Origin of the sequence: Streptomyces sp. NBC_01176, from assembly GCF_045039825.1 — a bacterium.
Lineage (GTDB): Bacteria > Actinomycetota > Actinomycetes > Streptomycetales > Streptomycetaceae > Streptomyces.
The window spans coordinates 3,214,593-3,235,424 of the sequence record NZ_CP108600.1 but is presented as its reverse complement, the minus strand read 5'-3'; the positions used below and the strand labels follow the sequence as shown (position 1 = coordinate 3,235,424).

Below are 20,832 nucleotides of genomic sequence, written 5' to 3'. Positions count from 1 at the left end.
AGGGGGACAGGGGCGCCCCGGGCGGAGGCGGCGCGCACGGCCGGAGTCGTCGCGCGCGGGCGGCGCCGAGGGTCCGGTGGTCCGTGCCGCCGCGCTCCTCGCCCCGGGTACCGCGAACTCGCCCGGCGGGGGCAGCCCCGTAAACGGTGAACTCGCCCCGCAGGGGCACTAGATTGACTCGCGGACGAAGCAGGGAGCGGCTGGTCAGGGGGCAGGGCGATGGACAGCGACGGGACCCAGGACGCACGGGGCACGCATGCCCGGCCGGTGCCGCGTCCGGCGGGACCGGCGGACGCGGCGGTGACACCACCCCGGCCCGCACGGGCACCGGGCGTACCGCCGTTGCCGGACGGATCCGCGTTCCTGGCCTGGCTGCGGGCACCGCGGCCCGAGGCCGCCCCCGGGGTGTGGCGGTTCGGCTACCGGCCCCGGCCCGAGCAGGAGCCGGAACGGATCCCCGCCCGGCAGCTGCTGAGCGGCGCGGTGATCGCCTTCCTGGTGGGCTGGCTGGTCTGGTCGCTGCTGTGGAACGGATACCTCGGCGGCTGGTGGGTCCTGCCGCTCGAACTGTTCACCCCCGACTCCTGGCGCCACAGCGACGACCGGGTCGGCAACGCGTTCCTCTGGTACGGCTACTACACACTGATCGCCCTCGCCATCATGATCGTCGTCGGCCGCCTGGGCCGCTGGGGTGAGGTCTGGCGGCGCTACGGACTGCCCGCGTGGCACCGCGCCGCCCCCGTCCACGAGCGGCCGCCCGCGCCCGAGGAGGACCCCGCCCAGTGGAACCACCTGCGCGCCGCCGGAGCCGCCGACGCCGCCGACCGGCTCGCCGCCGAGGCGGGCCGCGGGCTGATGCGCGATGTCGACCACGCCCGGATCGCCCGCGCCTGGCAGGGAGTGCGCAGCGGACGCCACAGCCTCGCCACGTTCACCGCCGCCGTGCTCAAGGACGGCGCCGCCGCCTGCCTGCACCCCTCCGGCGAGCGCGACCTGCCCGGACGACTCGCCCGCCACGACCTGGTGACCGGACAGGTGCGGCTCGGCGCGACCGCCGACGACCCGCGCAACCCCTACGCCTACCGCGACACCGGACTGGCCCTCGGCCCCGATCTGCTGGGGACCTCACTGCTCGCCGTCGGCCCCGCCGGGTCCGGCAAGACCGGCGCGGTCGTCTGGCCGCTCGCCGAGTCGCTGTGCCTGCACGCCCTCGCCGGGCGCGCCGCCGTCGTGGTGGTGGGCGCGGCGGGCGCCGGGCTCGGCCCCGTCGACGCGTACGACGTCGTCGTCCGGATCGGGAACCCCGAGTCCGTGTACGACCTCGACCTCTACGGCGGGACCACCGACCCCGACGAGGCCGCCGCGGTGCTCGCCGAAGCACTGGTCGGGGATCTCGCCGACCCGCACCCCGGGGGCGACAGCCGCCGCTCGACCACCGTGCTCGCCCAGCTGCTCGGCCCCTACCGCGCCGTCCACGGGCGCTTCCCCTCCGTGCCCGAACTGCGGCAGCTCCTCGACGGAACGCCCGGACCGCTCGGCGCGCTGCGCAAGGCACTGCAGGACGGCGGACAGGAGTCACTGCTGCGGGAACTCGACGCCCGGGAGCGTCAGATGGGACACCCCGGCGACGTCGCAAGCGTGCTCGCGGACCGGGTCGCGCTGCTCGACCGGCCCGCGTTCGCCGGGTTCTTCGACACCTCCGGGCAGTCGCGGCCCTTCTCCCTGCGGGCCCTGGACCACCCGGTGCGGGTACGCGTCGACCTGCCCGCGCGCGGACACGCCGACGCCTCGCGGATCCTCGCGCGGCTCGTGCTCGCGCAGTTCACGGCGAGCGTCGCGGTACGCGAGGACCGCTCGCTCTTCGCCTGTCTCGTACTGGACGACGCGACGGGACTCATCACACCCGAGGCCGTACGGGGCATCCAGCGCCTGCGGTCGGGCAACGCCGGGGCCGTGCTGACGCTGCGCACGCTCGACGACGTACCGCGCCCCCTGCGCGGCCCGCTGCTCGGATCCATCGGATGCCGGATGGCGCTGTCCGGACTCACCCCCTGGGACGGGCAGGACTTCGCCGAGGTGTGGGGCAAGGAGTGGATCGAGGCGCGGGACGTCACCGACCGGCAGATCATCGCGGAGACCCCGGCGGGGAAGGCCGTGCACATGCTGCGGCGGGTGATCACCGGGCACGCGCCGACCGCACGGGCCGTCACCGTCCGGCAGGTCGAACGGGAGCGGTGGTCCGCGTCCGAGCTGGCGCACGGGGTACCGCCGGGGCACGCCGTGCTGTCGCTCACCAGCGTGCGCGGCGAGCACGCGCCGCCCCTGCTGGTCGATCTGCGCGGCTGACCGGGGCGTCCGGACATCGGGTCACCGGCCGACCGTACGGTGAGGCAGAATCGACATAGGTCGTTCATACGTTGCGGCCAAAAGATCCAAAAGATCACACCTCCCGTGGCCGTCGAAGATCCTGTGAAGACCTGAAGGTCCCATGCCCCCCACGCTCGCCTCGCTCGTCCACCACTCCGCGCTCAAGCTGACCGTGCGGGCCGGCGAGGACCGACTGGACGTACCCGTCCGCTGGGCCCATGTCAGCGAGCTCGCCGACCCCGTGCCGTACATGGAGGGCGGGGAGCTGTTGCTCATCACCGCGCTCACCCTGGACGCGGAGGACCCGGACGCCATGCGGCGTTACGTGAAGCGGCTCGCGGGAGCGGGGGTCGTCGGCCTCGGGTTCGCCGTCGGCGTCAACTACGAGGAGACCCCCGAGGCACTCGTCGACGCGGCCGCGGAGGAAGGGCTCCCGCTGCTGGAGGTACCCCGGCGCACGCCGTTCCTGGCGATCAGCAAGGCCGTGTCGGCCGCGATCGCCGCGGACCAGTACCGGGCCGTGACCGCCGGCTTCGCCGCGCAGCGCGAGCTGACCAAGCAGGCACTGAGCGACGGGCCCCAGGGACTGCTCGCCGCGCTCGCCGGGCAGGTGGACGGCTGGGCCGCGCTGTACGACGCCTCGGGCGCCGTCGTCGCCGCCGCGCCCGAGTGGGCCGGGCGGCGGGCCGGACGGCTCACCCCGGACGTGGAGCGGCTGCGTGAGCGGCCCGCCCCCGCGAGTTCGGTGGTGGGCGGCGAGGACCGCGTCGAGCTGCACTCCCTCGGGGCCGGACGCAGGCCCCGCGCCGCGCTCGCCGTCGGCACGGCCGCCGCCCTCGGCACCGCCGAGCGGTACGCCGTGCACTCGGCGATCGCGCTGCTGACGCTCACCACCGAGCGGTCACGGCCGCTGCACGCGGCCGAACAGCGGATCGGCGCGGCCGTGCTGCGCATGCTGCTCGCCGGCCAGCCCGAGCACGCCCGGACCGTGGCGGGGGACCTGTACGGGGAACTGCTCGACGCGCCGTTCCGGCTCATCCTCGCCGAGTCGGCGTCCGCCTCGGCGGCCCGGGCGCACGCCGACGGGCACGCCAGGGTCGCCGCGGCGAAACCGTCCAAGGCCCAGGTCGCGGTGCCGGACACGAACGGCGACCCGCTCGGCGGGCTCGCCGAGATCGTGGAGTCGGCCGCGGCCCGCTCCGGCGAGTCCGTCCTCGTCGTGCCCGACGGCGAGCGACTGGTCGTGCTCGCCGTGGACGGAGGCGCGGCGGTGGCCGCGTGCGGGGAGTACGCCCTCGCCCTGGACGCCGCGCGGAACGGAGCCCGGGAACAGCCGGCGGGCGAGGACGACGAGCTGGTCGTCGGCCTGTCCGCGCCGGCCGGGCCGATCGCCGCGGCCGCCGCCTACAAGCAGGCCGAACAGGCGCTGTCCGTCGCCCGGCGGCGGGGGCGGTCGCTGGTCGAGCACGAGGAACTGGCCGCGGGGTCGGTGCTGCCGCTGCTCGCGGACGACGCGGTGCGGGCGTTCGCCGACGGGTTGCTGCGGGCGCTGTACGAGCACGACGCGACCGGGCGGGGGGATCTGGTGGCCTCGCTGCGGGCCTGGCTGTCCCGGCACGGGCAGTGGGACGCGGCGGCCGCGGACCTTGGTGTGCACCGGCACACGCTGCGATATCGGATGCGGAGGGTCGAGGAGATCCTCGGGAGGTCACTCGACGATCCGGATGTGCGGATGGAACTCTGGCTGGCCCTGAAGACGACGGCTGCCGCCGCCGAATAGGGGGTTTCGCCCCCGCCGCCCCTACCCGTCCCGTCCCTTCCCTGGGGGCTGCCGCCCCCGACCCCCGCTCCGGCCTTGAGGGCCCTGTCCTCCATCGCCGGACGGGCTGGAGATGCGGGCCTGTGCCGGAGACTCGGCGTGTGCTGGATGCGGGCCCGTGCTGCCGGGGCGCTCTCGAAGGCTGGCGGCCGGGGTCATGTCTTTCAGCCCGTCCGGCGTTTGAGGACGAGCCCTTCGGGCGATGCGGGGGTCTGGGGGCGGCACCCCCCCCAGGTACGGGATGGGTTGGTAGGGGCGGCGGGGGCGAGACACCCCCGCGGTCACCGGGACAATGCGGCGTGCCCCGCCGGGTGACTGCTACGGCTCGGACAAATACCCCTCCGCCGCCACGGCCCTACCGTGGACCACGAAACCAAGGACGACTCCTCAACCTCGGAAGGGCCGGGACTCGACATGACTTCCACCACCGCCTTCTGGCTCGCCGGCCGCCAGGCCACCGGCGAGACCGCCTTCGACGTGACCTCGCCGTGGGACGGCCGGCTCGTCGCCCAGGTCAGCGTCCCGACCGAGGCCCAGGTCGAGGAGGCCGTGGCCGCCGCGTACGCCGTACGCGACGAGTTCGCCGCCACCCCCGCCCACGTCCGCGCCGCCGCCCTCGACCACGTGAGCCGCCGCCTCGTCGAGCGCACCGAGGAGATCGCGCAGCTCATCTCCGCCGAGAACGGCAAGCCGATCAAGTGGGCCCGCGGCGAGGTAGGCCGCGCGGTCTCCGTGTTCCGCTTCGCCGCGGAGGAAGCCCGCAGGTTCAACGGTGGCGAGGCCCAGCGCCTGGACACCGACCTCGGTGGCCAGGGCCGCCTCGCCCTGACCCGCCGCTTCCCGAAGGGCGTCGTCCTCGGCATCGCGCCGTTCAACTTCCCCCTCAACCTGTGCGCCCACAAGATCGCCCCGGCCATCGCCGCCGGCGCGCCGATCATCCTGAAGCCGGCGCCCGCGACGCCGCTGTCGGGCCTGATCATCGGTGACCTGCTCGCCGAGACGGACCTGCCCGCAGGTTCGTGGAGCATCCTGCCGGTCTCCAACGACCGCATGCCCGCACTCGTCCAGGACGAGCGCCTGCCCGTGATCTCCTTCACCGGCTCCGAGAAGGTCGGTTACGCGATCATGGACTCGGTGCCCCGCAAGCACTGCACCCTGGAACTGGGCGGCAACGGCGCCGCGGTCGTGCTCGCCGACTGGGCGAGCGACGCGGACCTCGACTGGGCCGCGACGCGGATCGCCACCTTCTCGAACTACCAGGGCGGCCAGTCCTGCATCTCCGTGCAGCGGGTGATCGCGGACGCGTCCGTGTACGACCGGCTGCTGCCGCGCATCGTCGCCGCCGTCGAGGCCCAGGTGACCGGTGACCCGTCGGACGACAAGACCGACGTCGGCCCGCTGGTCAGCGAGGACGCGGCCAAGCGAGTCGAGTCGTGGGTCGACGAGGCGGTCGGGGCCGGCGCCTCGCTGCTCACCGGCGGCAAGCGCGACGGTGCCTCCTACGCGCCGACGGTTCTCGCCGACGTGCCGGACGACGTCACCGTCTCCTGCGAGGAGGTCTTCGGACCGGTCCTCACCGTGCGGAAGGTGGACGGCGAGGCGGCCGCCTTCGCCGCCGCCAACGACTCCAAGTACGGCCTGCAGGCGGGTGTGTTCACCCACGACCTGCAGGGTGCCTTCCGCGCGCACCGGGCGCTGGAGGTCGGCGGTGTCGTGGTCGGTGACGTGCCGTCCTACCGCGCCGACCAGATGCCGTACGGCGGTGTGAAGCAGTCCGGCGTCGGGCGCGAGGGCGTGAAGTTCGCGATGGACGACTACACCTACGAGCGCGTCCTCGTGCTGACGGGCCTCGCCCTCTGAGCGCTGCCCGAACGTTCGCCGACGGCCGGAGTCCACTGTGCGGGGACTCCGGCCGTCGGCGTGTCCGGGGCCCTACGGGCGGAAGATGGGCTGCTTCTCGGTGCGGAGTGACTTCATGACGTTGTCGTTGAGGTTGAGGTGGTGGCGGACGACTTCGGCGGGGGTCAGGGCCATCCACTGGGCGAGGCTGACGTCCTCGAAGCGGGGGGCGAGGAACATCTCGAGCAGTTTCAGTGGTGTGTCGCCGGTGTTCTCGATGTAGTGGCCCATGGCGAAGGGGACGTATCCGACGTCGCCGGCCTGGTAGTCGAATGTCCGGTTGCGTCCTGAGTCGGCGAAGACGCCCATGCGTCCTTGTCCGGAGATGTAGTACTGCCATTCGTCGTTGGTGGGGTGCCAGTGCAGTTCGCGGATGGCGCCGGCGTCGATCTCGATCAGGGCGGCCGATGTGCTCAGCCCGAGCGGTGACGTCCCCCGCAGCTTCAAACACAGCCTCGACTCCCAGACCCCGATCCGCACCAGCGGCGGTACCGCCCGGATCGTCGACTCACGCAACTTCGAGGCCTCCGCGAACGCGGTCGGAGTCGAGGGACGGGGGGACTGTGCCGTTGAAGATGTACAGCTCGGATGTCGGGATCGTGGAGAAGTCCTCCTCGGTGACGCCGAAGTTCTTGGCCAGGACCGACCGGGGGTGTGGGCGAACCAGTCGCTGATCAGGAAGGTGTCGTTCTCGGAGAAGTTTCCGTCGTTGAAGACGAGGAGGAATTCGACGCCTTCGTCGAGGGCCTGGATGTGGTGGGGGATGCCCTGAGGGAAGAACCAGAGGTCGCCGGCCGAGACGTCGTCGAGGAAGTTGCGGCCTTCCTGGTCGACGGCGCTGATCCGGCATCTGCCGTCGAGGACGTAGGCCCATTCCGACTGCTTGTGCCAGTGCGGTTCCCTGATCGCTCCGGGCTTGAGGCGCATGTTGACGCCGGAGAGTGTGGTGGCGATCGGCATCTCGCGCTGGGTGACCTCGCGGGCCCAGCCGCTTCTCGGGGCGCCTGTCATTTCGCCATGGTCACGATGAGGTAGACGTTCAGGCAGATGACCAGGGTGCACACGAGTGCGCCGGCGGCTGTGGTGGCGGGCCGGTTGGTCAGTGGGCCCATGAGGTCGCGGCGCCGTGTGACGAGGACGAGTGGGAGCAGGACGAAGGGGATGCCGAAGGCGAGGACGACCTGGCTGAACACGAGGGTGGAGGTGACGGGGAGTCCGAGGCACAGGACGAGCAGTGCCGGTGCCATGGTCACCGTGCGGCGTAGGGACAGGGGGATACGCCGGCGCAGGAAGCCCTGCATCACGACTTGGCCTGCGTAGGTGCCCACGCTCGCGGAGGAGATGCCGGAGGCGAGGAGCGCCACCGCGAAGGCCATCGCGGCGGCGCCGCCGGCGGTTTTGGCGAGGTCGGTGTGGGCGGCGGTGATGCTGTCCAGGTCGCCTGGGGTGGTGTGGCGGAAGAGGGCTGTGGAGAGGCAGAGCATGCCGAGGTTGACGGCGCCGGCGATGGTGAAGCCCAGTGCGCAGTCGATCCGCAGGTAGCGCAGCAGGAAACGGCGGTCGCGGGGCTGGTCGGTGCGTACTCTGCGCTGGGTGAGCGCGGAGTGGAGGTAGACGGCGTGTGGCATGACGGTGGCCCCGACGATGGCGGCGGCCAGCAACGCGGTGCTCTGGCCGTCGAATTGGGGTATCAGGCCGCCGGCGGCGCCGGCTGGGGACTGGTGGCCGACGGTCAGCAGGTCGTAGGCGAATCCGGCCAGGACGAGGAAGAGCAGGGCCATCACGGCGAGTTCGAAGGCGCGGCAGCCTCGTTGCTGGCAGGCCAGGACCGCGAACGACACCACGGCCGTCACCAGGGCGGCCAGCGGGATCGGCATGCCGAACAGCAGGCTCAGGCCGAGTGCGGCGCCGGCGAATTCCGCCAGGTCGGTGGCCATGGCGACCAGTTCGGCCTGGGCCCACAGCAGTCGGCTCAGCCAGCGCGGGGCGAGTTCACGGCACTGTTCGGGGAGGTTCTTGCCGGTGGCCAGTCCGAGTTTCGCCGACAGGTACTGCACGAGCAGGGCCATGAGGTTGGCCAGGACGACGACCCACACGAGGAGGTAGCCGGTGCGTGCGCCGGCCTCGACGTTGGTGGCCACGTTGCCCGGGTCGACGTAGGCGACCGCCACGACGAAGGCGGGGCCGAGCAGCGCCAGCCGGAACCGCCATCTGCCGCGGGAGCGGATGTCATTCAACTCCCCGAGGACCTGGGAGCGTTCGTCGACGGCCGTGGGGCGTGCCGGGCGGGTGACGACGGGTACGTTCATGGGCGCTGTCCACGATCGGGGCGGCCGGGTACCGAAGGCGCAACCCGGCTGTGGGCGAGATGACGGCCGGTGAGGCGGAACGCCAGATAGGCCGTCAGCACAAGTCCCCGGCCGGGGAAGTGCTGTGTCACGGCGAGGACCGCGAGGAGCAGCAGCATCACGTCGTAGACCCGGGCGGGAAGGCTGGCGCACCGGAACCGGACGCGACCGTCGCGTGGCATACGGCACGCAGGCCGGCGCGACCACGGTGAGGATCGCGACGATGCTGAGGACGAAGATGTGGAGCGGTGGTGGAACACGGTGCCTCCTCTCGTCTCGTCGGCGTTGTCGTGGTGTGGTCGTCGGTGTGGTCGTCGCCCACCGGGCCGGGGCCACGGAATCACTGCGAGAAGCCTGCAGATACCAGGTCACCGAGCCGTCACCACGCCATCACCCGCGCGAAGAAACAGGCCGCCGGTCCACGGCTCCCCGGGCCTCGTCGCCCGCGCGGATGTGCCGAAGGGCTCGCGGTGTTCCAATGGGACGGTGCGGCCCTCGCGCAGCGCCGCACCGCGGATCGGCGGCTGCCGTGGCGGTTGCCGTCGTGGGCGCACGGCGGTGTGCGACGCGAAGTCCGCAGCCGCCTTCGGGGACCGCCCGAGGTGCCGCGCCGGGAATCGCCGTTCGTCGACGACGGCTTCTTCGTGGTTCGAGGAGGCGGCAACACACATGCATTCCGACGACAACCGACCGCGTACCCTTCCCTACTTGACGCTCATGGGCGGTTTCGACCTGCGCTACGGAGGCCGGTCCGTACTGGTCGCCCCGGCGGGCCGGCGACTGCTGAGTCTGCTGGTGCTCAGTCGCCGCACGCTCACCCGTGAATACGTCGCCGAGAAACTGTGGCCGGACGCCGCCGGCACCCGAGCCGCCGGCTGTCTGCGCTCGGCACTGTGGCGGCTGCCCAAACTGGATCGGCCGTTGGTCATCGCCACGGCGAGTACCCTCCAGCTGTCCCAGGACATCGAAACGGATCTGGCCGCCACCGAGGACATCCTGCGCCGGGCCATCGCCTGGTCACAGCCGTCGGGCCGCGTCCCGCCCGACACACCCCTTCCCGACACGGCGCGGGCGGACCAGGCCCTCAGCAGCGACCTCCTGCCCCAGGACTGGGACGACTGGGTCATCGTCGAACGGGAGAGACTGCACCAGATGCGCCTCCACGCCCTGGAATCGCTCGCCCGCGTCCACCGCGCCGCGGGCCGGTTCGGGGAAGCACTCGACGCGGCACTGCGGGCGGTCGCCGGAGAACCCCTGCGGGAAAGCGCCCACCGGCAGGTCATCGAGACCTACCTCGCCGAGGGCAACACCGGCGAAGCCATCCGGCATTTCGACGAACTGCGACACCTCCTCCGCACCGAACTCGGACTGGAGCCCTCACCCCCGCTGTGCCGTCGCATGGGAAGCGCGGTCCAAGCCATGCGCACTCGGCCGTGACGTTGAGGTGGCGTCGGTCCGGAACACTGAGCACATGGCTGTCTCAGACGCTCACACGGGAGTCCTCGTCCTTCGCGTGTGGTACGAGCCCGGACGAACACCGGCCCTACGAGCACGCCTGCTGGTCGTCGACAGCCCCGATCAGGTCCCCGCCGAGTACTCGGCCGCAGCGGGCCTGGACACCATTTGTGACCAGGTACGCGCATGGCTCGAGAACGGGAACCGGAGCATGGAGGCCTCGGAGGAGTGAGCTCAGCCTTCGGGGGAGAGTGCCCTCTGGCATCGGTCGACCGCCTGCGCGACAAGAGGCGACCGCGTCCGGCCGCTCGATCTGCTCCGGCCGCTCGGGCCGGTCCGTGGCGGCGCGTCCGCCCGCCCGGCCCTCTCTGCGTTGCGGGGCCCACCGCCCCGCAGCAGGCTGTTCGACAGGGAGGGGGACGATGAGGAAGGGAGCCCCGCGATGACGCAGCAACCGCCCACGGCGCCGCTCGACCGGCCGGTGGTCGGCTCGTACCCGACCTACGAGGGCGCGCAGCGCGCGGTCGACTTCCTCTCCGACAGCAAGTTCCCGGTGGAGCACACCGCGATCATCGGCTCCGACCTGCGGATGGTGGAGACGGTGCTCGGCAGGCTCACCCGCGGCCGGGCCGCCCTGGCCGGCGCGGGCTCGGGTGCCTGGTTCGGGCTGCTCATCGGCCTGCTCCTGTCGCTGTTCGCCGCGGGCAACCATCACGTCGTGGTGCTGATGATCAGCGGCCTGTTCTACGGCGCGATCTTCGGCGCGCTCTTCGGCTTCGCCGGCCACGCGTTCACCGGAGGCCGCCGCGACTTCGCGTCCCGCAGCCAGATCGTCGCCGCCCGCTACGACGTGGTCGCCCAGGCGGAGGTCGCCGAGGAGGCCAAGAACCTCCTCGTCAAACTCGGCTGGCGCGAAGGCTGAGAAGACCGCGCAGGCCAGGCGGCCCGGGCAGGCCGCACGGGACGGCCGGTCGGCCGCCGCGCGTCATACGGCCGTGCTCCTCCTGGCCCGGCGCTCCGTGTCGAGGGCAGCGGCGCCGGCCGTCGCCACGGCGGCCACCGCGAGACAGAAGAAGGCCGGGTTGACGTACCGGGGGACGTGGCCGGTGGCGTACCGGCCGCCGTCCCCCGTCTCGCAGACGAACCGCACGGGCAGATAGCTCACCGTGTAACCGGTGATGCCGGGGTCCCGCGCCCACTCCTGCCAGCCGGGCGTACGGCACGGCCGGATCGGCGCCGAGTCGGCGCCGCCGTCCTCCGCCGACAGGACCGCTCCGGCGACATGGAGCAGGCCCCACACATACACGGCGACCGCGGCGGCACCCATGAGGGCGGCCGGTCCGCGCAGCCGCCCCCCGCCGTCGACGAGCCCCGCGCCCGCGCGGCCGAGCCTGCCGAAGCCGTACCCGGCGAGGGCGACGCAGGCGGCCAGCCCGCCGGGAAGCAACAACAGGAGCAGAAGGACCATCCGCCGACTTCAGCAGGACAGGACCGGCCTCGCTGTGGTGGAGGCCACAGTTCCGGGCAACGGAAGCGTCACGTGCCCTGCCCGGCCGTCAGGCGGCCGCGGGGGCCGGCCCCGTGCTCGCGCGGATCGTCAACTCGGGCGCGATGAGTGCGACTTCGTCGTTTCCACGCCCCTCCAGCTTGGCGATCACCTGCTCGACGGCGTGCCGGCCCATCTCCTGCGCGGGGATGGCGACCGACGTCAGCCGCACCGAGGCCTGCGTGGCGACCTGGTCCGGGCAGATCGCGATCACCGACACGTCCTCGGGGACGGCCCGGCGCTGCCGGCGCAGCAGGGCGAGCAGCGGCTCGACCGCGGACTCGTTCTGCACGACGAAGCCCGTGGTGCCGGGGCGCTCGTCGAAGACCCGGGCCAGCGTCAGGGACATCGCGTCGAAGCCGCCCTCGCAGGGGCGGTGCAGCACACGCAGTCCCAACTCGCGGGAACGGGACCGGAGTCCGTCGAGCGTGCGCTCGGCGAAGCCCGTGTGCCGTTCGTAGACGGCGGGGGCCTCGCCGATGACAGCGATGTCCCGGTGGCCCAGCGCGGCCAGGTGCTCGGCGCACAGCGCGCCCGTCGCCCTGAAGTCGAGATCGACGCAGGTCAGTCCGGCGGTGTCGGCGGGCAGCCCGATCAGCACGGACGGCTGGTCCGTCCGGCGCAGCAACGGCAGCCGTTCGTCGTCGAGTTCGACGTCCATCAGGATCATCGCGTCGGCGAGCCCGCTGCCGGTGACCCGGCGCACGGCGTCGGGTCCCTCCTCGCCGGTGAGCAGCAGCACGTCGTACCCGAAGGTGCGGGCGTGGGTCGCCACCGCGATGGCGATCTCCATCATCACGGGTACGTACATGTCGGTACGGAGCGGAACCATCAGCGCGATGATGGTGGACCGGCTGCTCGCCAGGGCCCGGGCGCCCGCGTTCGGGTGGTAGCCGAGCTCCTGGATGCTCCGCTCCACCCGCTGCCGGGTCGCCGCGGAGATGGACCGCTTGCCGCTGAGGACATAGCTCACCGTGCTCGCCGAGACTCCGGCGTGCTGGGCGACCTCGGCGAGGGTGACCATCCGGCTCTCCAAGCTGTGTGAAGCGCTTCGACAGCGCGTGTCGCACTGACAGGGGCGGCGAGTGAGGCGGCTCGACAGTAGCCCGGTGGAGAGCGTGTGTCCACAGGTGTCCCAAGCGTTCATCTATGTCGAAGCGCTTCGATACCGACTTCGTGCGCGCTCGTCGCGAGATACCCGGACGGACCTCCCGCCGCCGGGCTCCTCCCAGGGGAGCCCGGGGGGACGGTGACCGTCGAGGGGCCTCACGCGGACCGTCCCCCGAACGGCCCCACGATGTGACACCCGGCGCGGCGGCGACGGCCGCGAGGGAGCAATGTGGAACCTGTCAGGCGACACCGGACGGAAAGCCGCGTACGCGGCGTACGCCGGCTGCTCCCCGCATGGTCGGGGGACGGCCCGAACGCTGCGCGAGGACTGGTGGGGTCGCCCGCCATCAGGTACATACGATCGAGTAGCACCGGTCAGTAACGAAGACCCCCAGTGATCCCTATTCGCGGCGAGGTGAGCTTCTTGTCCGCAACACCCCACCGGCCCACAGTCACCGAACGTGAGGCCCGTCAGGTCGCCGAGGCGGCGCGGGAACAGGACTGGCGCAAGCCCAGCTTCGCCAAGGAACTGTTCCTCGGGCGCTTCCGGCTCGACCTGATCCACCCGCACCCCCTGCCGCCCGACGAGGCGGTCCAACGTGGCGAGGAGTTCCTCGCCAAGCTGCGCGACTTCTGCGAGACGAAGATCGACTCCGCTCGTATCGAGCGCGAGGCGCGGATCCCCGACGAGGTCGTCGACGGGCTCAAGGAGCTCGGCGCCCTCGGCATGAAGATCGACACCAAGTACGGCGGCCTCGGCCTCACCCAGGTGTACTACAACAAGGCACTCGCCCTGGTCGGCTCCGCGAGCCCGGCGATCGGCGCGCTGCTCTCCGCGCATCAGTCGATCGGCGTGCCCCAGCCGCTGAAGCTCTTCGGCACCAAGGAGCAGAAGGACACCTTCCTGCCCCGCTGTGCCCGGACCGACATCTCGGCCTTCCTGCTCACCGAACCGGACGTCGGCTCCGACCCGGCGCGGCTGGCCACGTCCGCCGTGCCGGACGGCGACGACTACGTCCTCGACGGCGTGAAGCTCTGGACGACCAATGGTGTCGTCGCCGATCTCCTCGTCGTCATGGCGCGGGTGCCGAAGTCCGAGGGCCACAAGGGCGGCATCACGGCCTTCGTGGTGGAGGCCGGTTCCGACGGCATCACCGTCGAGCACCGCAACGCCTTCATGGGCCTGCGCGGCCTGGAGAACGGTGTCACCCGCTTCCACCAGGTGCGCGTCCCCGCCGCGAACCGGATCGGTCCCGAGGGCGCGGGTCTGAAGATCGCGCTGACCACGCTCAACACGGGCCGGCTCTCGCTCCCCGCCATGTGCGTGGGGGCGGGGAAGTGGTGCCTCAAGATCGCCCGCGAATGGTCCGCCGCGCGCGAGCAGTGGGGCAAGCCGGTCGCCTTCCACGAGGCGGTCGGAGCGAAGATCTCCTTCATCGCGGCGACGACGTTCGCCCTGGAGGCGGTCGTCGACCTGTCCTCGCAGATGGCCGACGAGGACCGCAACGACATCCGTATCGAGGCCGCCCTCGCCAAGCTGTACGGCTCCGAGATGTCCTGTCTGATGGCCGACGAACTGGTCCAGATCCGCGGTGGCCGCGGCTTCGAGACCGCCGCGTCCCTCAAGGCCCGCGGCGAACGGGCGGTCCCGGCCGAGCAGATCCTGCGGGACCTGCGCATCAACCGCATCTTCGAGGGCTCGACGGAGATCATGCACCTGCTGATCGCCCGCGAGGCCGTGGACGCCCACCTCTCGGTGGCCGGTGACCTCATCGACCCCGAGAAGTCCCTCTCGGACAAGGCGAAGGCGGGCGCCAACGCCGGTGTCTTCTACGCCAAGTGGCTGCCGAAGCTGGTCGCGGGACCCGGTCAGCTCCCGCGCTCGTACGGCGAGTTCCAGCACGGCGTCGACCTCTCGCCGCACCTGCGCTACGTCGAACGCAGCGCCCGCAAGCTGGCCCGGTCCACGTTCTACGCCATGTCCCGCTGGCAGGGGCGGATGGAGACCAAGCAGGGCTTCCTGGGCCGGATCGTCGACATCGGCGCCGAGCTCTTCGCGATGAGCGCCGCCTGCGTGCGCGCCGAACTCCTGCGCACCAGCGGGGAGCACGGCCGTGAGGCGTACCAGCTCGCCGACGCCTTCTGCAGGCAGTCCCGCATCCGCGTCGACGAACTCTTCGGGCGTCTGTGGACCAACACCGACGAGCTCGACCGCAGGGTCGTCAAGGGCGTGATGTCGGGCACCTACACCTGGCTGGAGGAGGGAGTCGTCGACCCGTCCGGCGACGGCCCGTGGATCGCCGACGCGACGCCCGGTCCCGCCCAGCGGGAGAACGTGCGCCGGCCCATCCGCTGACCTCGCTCGCGGTAGGCACGGGCGGTGGCCGACGCCCTCAGGCACGTCGGTCACCGCCCCCTCCCGTGCCAGGCCGCCGCCCGCCCCGGCCGGGGCGGGCGGCGGCCTGCCGGGGGATCAGCAGTACTTGTCGCTGGGGTCCCGCGTCGTCCACGAGCACGAGTCGACCTTGGAGCCGCTCGCCTTCGTGAGCGTGGCGGTGTCACTGGTGTTGTTCCAGACGTACGCGCGCCGGCGTTGGAACTTGTCCGCCGCGGTGTCCGTACCGCTTCCGGTGTGCACCTTCATGGTCCTGCCCGCCCCGATCTTCACGTTGGGGAAGGTGTACCTGTGGTTCGACACGTCCTTCAGGACCCAGCCCTTGAGCGAGACCGCCGCGGAACCGGTGTTCTTGAGCTGCACCCACTCGCCGTTGAGGCTCGCGTTGGAGCGGTTGTCGGAGCCCGGGCTGTCGAACCAGACGTGATGGATGGTCACACCGCCGGCGGCCTGCGCCGGAGTGCTGAGAAGAAACGTGCCCGTCAGTGCCACGGCGCCCGCGAGTGCGGGCAGGGCAGCGCGCATGCGCATGAGAACCCCCCAGGGTGTCGTCCCCCGGCCGGTCGTCCACCGGCCAGTGGTGAAGTGTTATCACGTGATCTTCACGTGAGCTTCACAAAGGGTGATTTCGTGTCCTCGGGTACGCCGAGGTGTTAACAAGGCCGGAGGGGAAGAGGGGAGCCCTGTCCTGCGCGGTCCGCGTTGCGGCCACAATGGGGGGATGAGCGACAGTCCAGCCCCCCTCGCTGATCCGCATCTTGTCTTCGACCCCGTGGACGGAGTCCGGGATGTCGTGATCCTCGGCTCCACCGGGTCGATCGGGACCCAGGCCATCGACCTCGTGCTGCGCAACCCCGACCGCTTCCGCGTCACCGGGCTCTCCGCCGCAGGCGGCAGGGTCGCGCTGCTCGCCGAGCAGGCCCACCGACTGCGGGTGCGCACGGTCGCGGTCGCACGCGAGGACGTCGTCCCCGCGCTGCGAGAGGCACTGGCCGCCCAGTACGGCGCCGGTGAGCCGCTCCCCGAGATCCTCGCGGGAGCCGACGCCGCCACCCTGCTCGCCGGATCCGACGGTCACACCGTCCTCAACGGCATCACCGGCTCCATCGGTCTCGCCCCGACCCTCGCCGCCCTGGAGGCGGGCCGCACCCTCGCGCTCGCCAACAAGGAGTCGCTCATCGTCGGCGGCCCGCTGGTGAAGGCGCTGGCCAAGCCGGGACAGATCATTCCCGTCGACTCCGAGCACGCGGCCCTGTTCCAGGCCCTGGCGGCCGGCACCCGCGCGGACGTCCGCAAACTGGTCGTGACCGCCTCCGGAGGGCCCTTCCGGGGCCGTACCAAGGCGGAGCTGGCGCACGTCACACCGGCCGACGCCCTGGCCCACCCCACCTGGGCCATGGGACCGGTCATCACGATCAACTCCGCGACCCTGGTCAACAAGGGACTGGAAGTCATCGAGGCGCACCTCCTCTACGACATTCCCTTCGATCGCATTGAGGTGGTCGTGCACCCGCAGTCGTATGTCCACTCGATGGTTGAGTACACGGACGGATCGACACTGGCGCAGGCGACGCCCCCCGACATGCGGGGGCCGATCGCCATCGGCCTCGGCTGGCCGGAGCGCGTCCCCGACGCGGCCCCGGCCTGCGACTGGACCAAGGCGTCGAGCTGGGAGTTCTTCCCGCTCGACAACGAGGCGTTCCCCTCGGTCGGACTCGCCCGGCACGTGGGCCGGCTCGCGGGCACCGCCCCGGCGGTGTTCAATGCCGCCAACGAGGAGTGCGTCGACGCGTTCCTGAACGGCGCACTGCCGTTCAATGGGATCGTGGAGACCGTCACACGGGTGGTCGAGGAACACGGAACACCCCGATCGGGAACTTCCCTGACGGTGGCGGACGTCCTCGAAGCGGAGACCTGGGCGCGCGCCCGGGCCCGTGAACTGACGGCACAGACGACAACCGCGGAGGCTCGTGCATGACGACCCTGATGATGATCCTCGGCATAGTCGTCTTCGTGGTCGGCCTGCTCATCTCGATCGCCTGGCACGAGCTGGGACATCTGTCGACGGCCAAGCTCTTCGGCATCCGTGTGCCGCAGTACATGGTCGGCTTCGGACCGACCATCTGGTCGCGGAGGAAGGGCGACACCGAGTACGGGGTGAAGGCGGTCCCGCTCGGCGGCTACATCCGCATGATCGGGATGTTCCCGCCGGGTCCCGACGGCCGGATCGAGGCACGCTCGACCTCGCCCTTCCGGGGCATGATCGAGGACGCCAGGTCCGCGGCCTTCGAAGAGCTCAAGCCCGGTGACGAGACCCGCCTCTTCTACACGCGCAAGCCGTGGAAGCGCGTGATCGTGATGTTCGCGGGCCCCTTCATGAACCTCGTCCTGGCCGTCGCGATCTTCCTCGGCGTGATGATGACGTTCGGCGTGCAGACCCAGACCACCACGGTCGGCAAGGTCTCGGACTGTGTCATCCAGCAGAGCGAGAACCGCTCCAAGTGCGCGGCGAGCGATCAGGCGGCGCCGGCCAAGGCCGCCGGGCTCAGGGGCGGCGACAAGATCGTCGCGTTCGACGGCAGGGCGGTCGCCGACTGGTCGGTCCTGCAGTCCGACATCCGCTCCAACCCCGGCAAGGACGTCACCATCACGGTCGAGCGCAAGGGCCAGCGGCTCGACCTCAAGACCCACCTGATCAAGAACCAGGTCAGCAAGACCGACGGCAACGGCGGCTACGTCGAGGGCAAGTACGTGTACGCCGGCTTCCTCGGCTTCACCCCCGCCTCCGGCATCGTCCAGCAGTCGTTCGGACAGTCCGTGGACCGCATGGGCGACATGATGCAGAACGGCGTCGAGTCGCTGGTCTCGCTGCCCGGCAAGATCCCCGACCTGTGGAACGCGGCGTTCGGTGACGGGCCGCGCAAGGCGGACTCCCCGATGGGCGTGGTCGGCGCGGCCCGGATCGGCGGGGACGTCTTCACGCTCGACATCCCGGCGTCCCAGCAGGTCGCGATGATGCTGCTGCTGGTCGCGGGCTTCAACCTGTCCCTCTTCCTGTTCAACATGCTCCCCCTCCTCCCGCTCGACGGCGGGCACATCGCGGGCGCGCTGTGGGAGTCGCTGCGGCGGAACGCGGCGAAGGTGCTCAAGCGGCCCGACCCGGGCCCCTTCGACGTCGCGAAGCTGATGCCGGTGGCCTACGTGGTGGCCGGGATCTTCGTCTGCTTCACGCTTCTCGTCCTGATCGCGGACGTGGTCAACCCGGTGAAAATCTCCTAGTAGGGCGCCGTTCACGGTGGCCGGGCACCCTGGGGTGCCCGGCCACCATCCGTTGGGTGGGTTTAGGGGCGTGATGTGCTGGCGCGCGCGCCGGTGCCGTAATCTCGGATCCTGGAGCCCACGATTCCGGGACCTTGATCCACAACTTGGGGTTGCACAGCAGATGACTGCGATTTCTCTCGGCATGCCGTCCGTTCCGACCAAGCTCGCCGAGCGCCGGAAGAGCCGGCAGATCCAGGTCGGAACCGTGGCCGTGGGTGGAGACGCACCCGTCTCGGTGCAGTCGATGACGACCACGCGCACGTCGGACATCGGCGCCACGCTGCAGCAGATCGCCGAGCTGACGGCGTCCGGCTGCCAGATCGTCCGGGTCGCCTGCCCGACCCAGGACGATGCCGACGCCCTCGCGACGATCGCCCGCAAGTCCCAGATCCCGGTGATCGCGGACATCCACTTCCAGCCGAAGTACGTCTTCGCGGCGATCGACGCCGGCTGTGCCGCGGTGCGCGTCAACCCCGGCAACATCAAGCAGTTCGACGACCAGGTCAAGGAGATCGCCCGGGCCGCGAAGGACACCGGCACCCCGATCCGGATCGGCGTCAACGCGGGCTCGCTCGACCGGCGCCTGCTCCAGAAGTACGGCAAGGCGACGCCGGAGGCGCTCGTCGAGTCGGCGCTGTGGGAGGCGTCCCTCTTCGAGGAGCACGACTTCCGGGACATCAAGATCTCGGTCAAGCACAACGACCCGGTCGTCATGGTCAACGCCTACCGGCAGCTGGCCGCCGCCTGCGACTACCCCCTCCACCTGGGTGTGACGGAGGCTGGCCCGGCCTTCCAGGGCACGATCAAGTCGGCGGTCGCCTTCGGCGCGCTGCTGTCCGAGGGCATCGGCGACACGATCCGCGTCTCCCTCTCGGCCCCGCCCGTCGAGGAGATCAAGGTCGGTCTCCAGATCCTGGAGTCCCTCAACCTCAAGCAGCGCGGCCTGGAGATCGTCTCCTGCCCGTCCTGCGGCCGCGCCCAGGTCGACGTCTACAAGCTGGCCGAGGAAGTCACCGCCGGCCTCTCCGGCATGGAGGTCCCCCTGCGCGTCGCCGTCATGGGCTGCGTGGTGAACGGACCGGGCGAGGCCCGCGAGGCCGACCTCGGCGTCGCCTCCGGCAACGGCAAGGGCCAGATCTTCGTCAAGGGCGAGGTCATCAAGACCGTGCCCGAGTCGAAGATCGTCGAGACCCTCATCGAGGAAGCGATGAAGCTCGCCGAGCAGATGGAGGCCGACGGGGTCGCCTCCGGCGAGCCTTCGGTGGCCGTGGCGGGCTGACCCCCGTCGTCGCCGGGGGCTCCGGCCCCCGGACCCCCACCCCGCCCGAAGGCCTCGTCCTCGAACACCGGACGGACCGAAGACGCACACCCCGGCACGGGGAACTGCACGCCCAGCCCCCGTCGACCGGCAGCCGATCGTGTTCGGGCGGCCGGTGTCCGGGGCGCAGCCCCTGGTTCGAGGGGCGCGGGGAACTGCACGTCCAGCCCCCGTCGACCGGCAGCCGATCGTGTTCGGGCGGCCGGTGTCCGGGGCGGAGCCCCCGGTTCGAGGGGCGCGGGGAACCGCGCCCCCGGCCCGCACCCACCCGCACCCGAGAACGCCCACCCCGCACAAGGGGCGGCGCCCCATGACCTCGCCAGGTACAGTGCGGAGATCAGTAGACCCCAGGGTGAGGCCCCCGTACGTGTTGACCCAGACCACCACCAGGGTCCTCGAACCGAGTGACCTGGACGCCGCACTCGCCGTGCTCAACCGTGAGCCTGTCGCGAACGCCTTCGTCGCATCCCGGGTGCAGATCGCCGGCCTCGACCCCTGGCGGCTCGGCGGCGAGATGTGGGGCTGGTACGAGGACGGCATGCTGCAGTCCCTCTGCTACGCCGGCGCCAACCTGGTCCCGATCTGTGCCACCCCCCGAGCCGTCCGCGGCTTCGCCGACCGCGCCCGCCGGGCAGGCCGCCGCTGCTCCTCGATCGTCGGCCCCGCCGAGGCCACCGCCCAGTTGTGGCGCCTGCTCGAACCGAGTTGGGGCCCCGCCCGCGAGGTCCGCGCCCACCAGCCCCTGATGGTCACCGACCGCCTCCCCGCCGACATCGCCCCGGACCCCTACCTCCGCCGCATCCGCAAGGACGAGATGGAGACGATCATGCCGGCGTGCGTGGCGATGTTCACCGAGGAGGTCGGCGTCTCGCCGCTCGCCGGTGACGGCGGCCTGCTCTACCAGGCACGGGTGGCCGAACTCGTCGGCACCGGACGCTCGTTCGCCCGCCTCGACCAGAACGGCAGGGTCGTCTTCAAGGCCGAGATCGGCGCCGCCACCCCCCAGGCCTGCCAGATCCAGGGCGTCTGGGTCGCCCCCGAGTACCGGGGTCAGGGACTCGCGGCCCCCGGCATGGCGGCCGTCCTGCGCTACGCCCTCGCGGACGTCGCCCCCCTCGTCAGCCTCTACGTCAACGACTTCAACACGGCCGCCCGCGCGACCTACCGACGCGTGGGCTTCCAGGAGATCGGGGCGTTCATGAGCGTCCTGTTCTAGCCACGCCGCCGGCCACGCCCGCCGCCACCGCCCCGAAG

At 71.4% G+C, this 20,832-nt stretch carries 16 protein-coding genes; 11 read left to right on the top strand and 5 right to left on the bottom strand.

Annotated elements, in window-relative coordinates; all coding sequences use genetic code 11:
- The first annotated feature begins 219 nt into the window (after positions 1-219).
- The 3 genes from OG199_RS13625 (at position 220) to OG199_RS13615 (ending at position 6,046) form a co-directional block, all read left to right on the top strand.
- Positions 220-2,346 carry an ATP-binding protein gene (locus tag OG199_RS13625; protein WP_405829681.1) on the top strand — a complete coding sequence of 709 codons (2,127 nt, stop codon included), beginning with the start codon at positions 220-222 and terminating at the stop codon, positions 2,344-2,346.
- Positions 2,347-2,488: 142 nt separating this feature from the next.
- Positions 2,489-4,147 (top strand): PucR family transcriptional regulator, encoded by a 1,659-nt coding sequence (locus tag OG199_RS13620; protein WP_405829679.1) that lies wholly within the window; start codon positions 2,489-2,491, stop codon positions 4,145-4,147.
- A gap of 453 nt (positions 4,148-4,600) precedes the next feature.
- Positions 4,601-6,046 (top strand): aldehyde dehydrogenase family protein, encoded by a 1,446-nt coding sequence (locus OG199_RS13615; RefSeq protein WP_405829677.1) that lies wholly within the window; start codon positions 4,601-4,603, stop codon positions 6,044-6,046.
- A gap of 72 nt (positions 6,047-6,118) precedes the next feature.
- Here the strand turns inward: OG199_RS13615 and OG199_RS13610 are convergent, their stop codons facing one another.
- On the bottom strand, positions 6,119-7,096 hold the full coding sequence (locus OG199_RS13610; RefSeq protein ID WP_405829675.1) for a cupin domain-containing protein: 978 nt from the start codon (positions 7,094-7,096) through the stop codon (positions 6,119-6,121).
- Positions 7,093-8,394, bottom strand: a complete 1,302-nt coding sequence (locus OG199_RS13605) for an Nramp family divalent metal transporter (RefSeq protein ID WP_405829674.1) — start codon at positions 8,392-8,394, stop codon at positions 7,093-7,095. Before OG199_RS13605 ends, OG199_RS13610 begins: the two co-directional genes overlap by 4 nt.
- 756 nt (positions 8,395-9,150) lie before the next feature.
- Between OG199_RS13605 and OG199_RS13600 the strand changes: the two genes are divergently transcribed.
- The 3 genes from OG199_RS13600 to OG199_RS13590 all read left to right on the top strand — a co-directional run bounded on the left by OG199_RS13600 (position 9,151) and on the right by OG199_RS13590 (position 10,810).
- Positions 9,151-9,870 carry a BTAD domain-containing putative transcriptional regulator gene (locus tag OG199_RS13600; protein ID WP_405834532.1) on the top strand — a complete coding sequence of 240 codons (720 nt, stop codon included), beginning with the start codon at positions 9,151-9,153 and terminating at the stop codon, positions 9,868-9,870.
- A gap of 34 nt (positions 9,871-9,904) precedes the next feature.
- On the top strand, positions 9,905-10,120 hold the full coding sequence (locus OG199_RS13595) for a hypothetical protein (protein WP_401810167.1): 216 nt from the start codon (positions 9,905-9,907) through the stop codon (positions 10,118-10,120).
- A gap of 210 nt (positions 10,121-10,330) precedes the next feature.
- A complete protein-coding gene (locus tag OG199_RS13590) occupies positions 10,331-10,810 on the top strand; it encodes a general stress protein (protein ID WP_401810166.1) in 480 nt (159 codons plus the stop codon).
- 63 nt (positions 10,811-10,873) lie between these two features.
- Here OG199_RS13590 and OG199_RS13585 read toward each other — a convergent pair whose 3' ends face one another.
- Positions 10,874-11,356, bottom strand: coding sequence for a hypothetical protein (locus OG199_RS13585; protein WP_356809316.1), 483 nt, complete (start codon positions 11,354-11,356; stop codon positions 10,874-10,876).
- Between the two features lie 88 nt (positions 11,357-11,444).
- Positions 11,445-12,458 carry a LacI family DNA-binding transcriptional regulator gene (locus OG199_RS13580; RefSeq protein ID WP_356809317.1) on the bottom strand — a complete coding sequence of 338 codons (1,014 nt, stop codon included), beginning with the start codon at positions 12,456-12,458 and terminating at the stop codon, positions 11,445-11,447.
- A gap of 501 nt (positions 12,459-12,959) precedes the next feature.
- Between OG199_RS13580 and OG199_RS13575 the strand changes: the two genes are divergently transcribed.
- The gene (locus tag OG199_RS13575; protein ID WP_401810161.1) at positions 12,960-14,900 is read left to right on the top strand and encodes an acyl-CoA dehydrogenase family protein; all 1,941 of its coding nucleotides are present in this window, start codon (positions 12,960-12,962) and stop codon (positions 14,898-14,900) included.
- Between the two features lie 117 nt (positions 14,901-15,017).
- Here OG199_RS13575 and OG199_RS13570 read toward each other — a convergent pair whose 3' ends face one another.
- The gene (locus OG199_RS13570; protein WP_356806281.1) at positions 15,018-15,470 is read right to left on the bottom strand and encodes a lamin tail domain-containing protein; all 453 of its coding nucleotides are present in this window, start codon (positions 15,468-15,470) and stop codon (positions 15,018-15,020) included.
- 190 nt (positions 15,471-15,660) lie between these two features.
- Here OG199_RS13570 and dxr point away from each other — a divergent pair, with 190 nt between their 5' ends.
- The 4 genes from dxr (at position 15,661) to OG199_RS13550 (ending at position 20,794) form a co-directional block, all read left to right on the top strand.
- Positions 15,661-16,917, top strand: coding sequence for a 1-deoxy-D-xylulose-5-phosphate reductoisomerase (gene dxr / locus OG199_RS13565; protein WP_356806280.1), 1,257 nt, complete (start codon positions 15,661-15,663; stop codon positions 16,915-16,917).
- Positions 16,914-18,218, top strand: a complete 1,305-nt coding sequence (locus tag OG199_RS13560; RefSeq protein WP_405829670.1) for a M50 family metallopeptidase — start codon at positions 16,914-16,916, stop codon at positions 18,216-18,218. Before dxr ends, OG199_RS13560 begins: the two co-directional genes overlap by 4 nt.
- A gap of 163 nt (positions 18,219-18,381) precedes the next feature.
- A complete protein-coding gene (gene ispG, locus OG199_RS13555; RefSeq protein WP_405829668.1) occupies positions 18,382-19,539 on the top strand; it encodes a flavodoxin-dependent (E)-4-hydroxy-3-methylbut-2-enyl-diphosphate synthase in 1,158 nt (385 codons plus the stop codon).
- 406 nt (positions 19,540-19,945) lie between these two features.
- The gene (locus tag OG199_RS13550) at positions 19,946-20,794 is read left to right on the top strand and encodes a GNAT family N-acetyltransferase (protein WP_356806276.1); all 849 of its coding nucleotides are present in this window, start codon (positions 19,946-19,948) and stop codon (positions 20,792-20,794) included.
- The last annotated feature ends 38 nt before the right edge of the window (positions 20,795-20,832 follow it).

What these genes read in the sequence shown, in the direction of transcription:
- OG199_RS13625 (WP_405829681.1), top strand. Translation starts at nt 220, where the DNA reads ATGGACAGCGACGGGACCCAGGACGCACGGGGCACGCATGCCCGGCCG.
- OG199_RS13620 (WP_405829679.1), top strand. Translation starts at nt 2,489, where the DNA reads ATGCCCCCCACGCTCGCCTCGCTCGTCCACCACTCCGCGCTCAAGCTG.
- OG199_RS13615 (WP_405829677.1), top strand. Translation starts at nt 4,601, where the DNA reads ATGACTTCCACCACCGCCTTCTGGCTCGCCGGCCGCCAGGCCACCGGC.
- OG199_RS13610 (WP_405829675.1), bottom strand. Translation starts at nt 7,096, where the DNA reads ATGACAGGCGCCCCGAGAAGCGGCTGGGCCCGCGAGGTCACCCAGCGC.
- OG199_RS13605 (WP_405829674.1), bottom strand. Translation starts at nt 8,394, where the DNA reads ATGAACGTACCCGTCGTCACCCGCCCGGCACGCCCCACGGCCGTCGAC.
- OG199_RS13600 (WP_405834532.1), top strand. Translation starts at nt 9,151, where the DNA reads ATGGGCGGTTTCGACCTGCGCTACGGAGGCCGGTCCGTACTGGTCGCC.
- OG199_RS13595 (WP_401810167.1), top strand. Translation starts at nt 9,905, where the DNA reads ATGGCTGTCTCAGACGCTCACACGGGAGTCCTCGTCCTTCGCGTGTGG.
- OG199_RS13590 (WP_401810166.1), top strand. Translation starts at nt 10,331, where the DNA reads ATGACGCAGCAACCGCCCACGGCGCCGCTCGACCGGCCGGTGGTCGGC.
- OG199_RS13585 (WP_356809316.1), bottom strand. Translation starts at nt 11,356, where the DNA reads ATGGTCCTTCTGCTCCTGTTGTTGCTTCCCGGCGGGCTGGCCGCCTGC.
- OG199_RS13580 (WP_356809317.1), bottom strand. Translation starts at nt 12,458, where the DNA reads ATGGTCACCCTCGCCGAGGTCGCCCAGCACGCCGGAGTCTCGGCGAGC.
- OG199_RS13570 (WP_356806281.1), bottom strand. Translation starts at nt 15,470, where the DNA reads ATGCGCATGCGCGCTGCCCTGCCCGCACTCGCGGGCGCCGTGGCACTG.
- dxr (WP_356806280.1), top strand. Translation starts at nt 15,661, where the DNA reads ATGAGCGACAGTCCAGCCCCCCTCGCTGATCCGCATCTTGTCTTCGAC.
- OG199_RS13560 (WP_405829670.1), top strand. Translation starts at nt 16,914, where the DNA reads ATGACGACCCTGATGATGATCCTCGGCATAGTCGTCTTCGTGGTCGGC.
- ispG (WP_405829668.1), top strand. Translation starts at nt 18,382, where the DNA reads ATGACTGCGATTTCTCTCGGCATGCCGTCCGTTCCGACCAAGCTCGCC.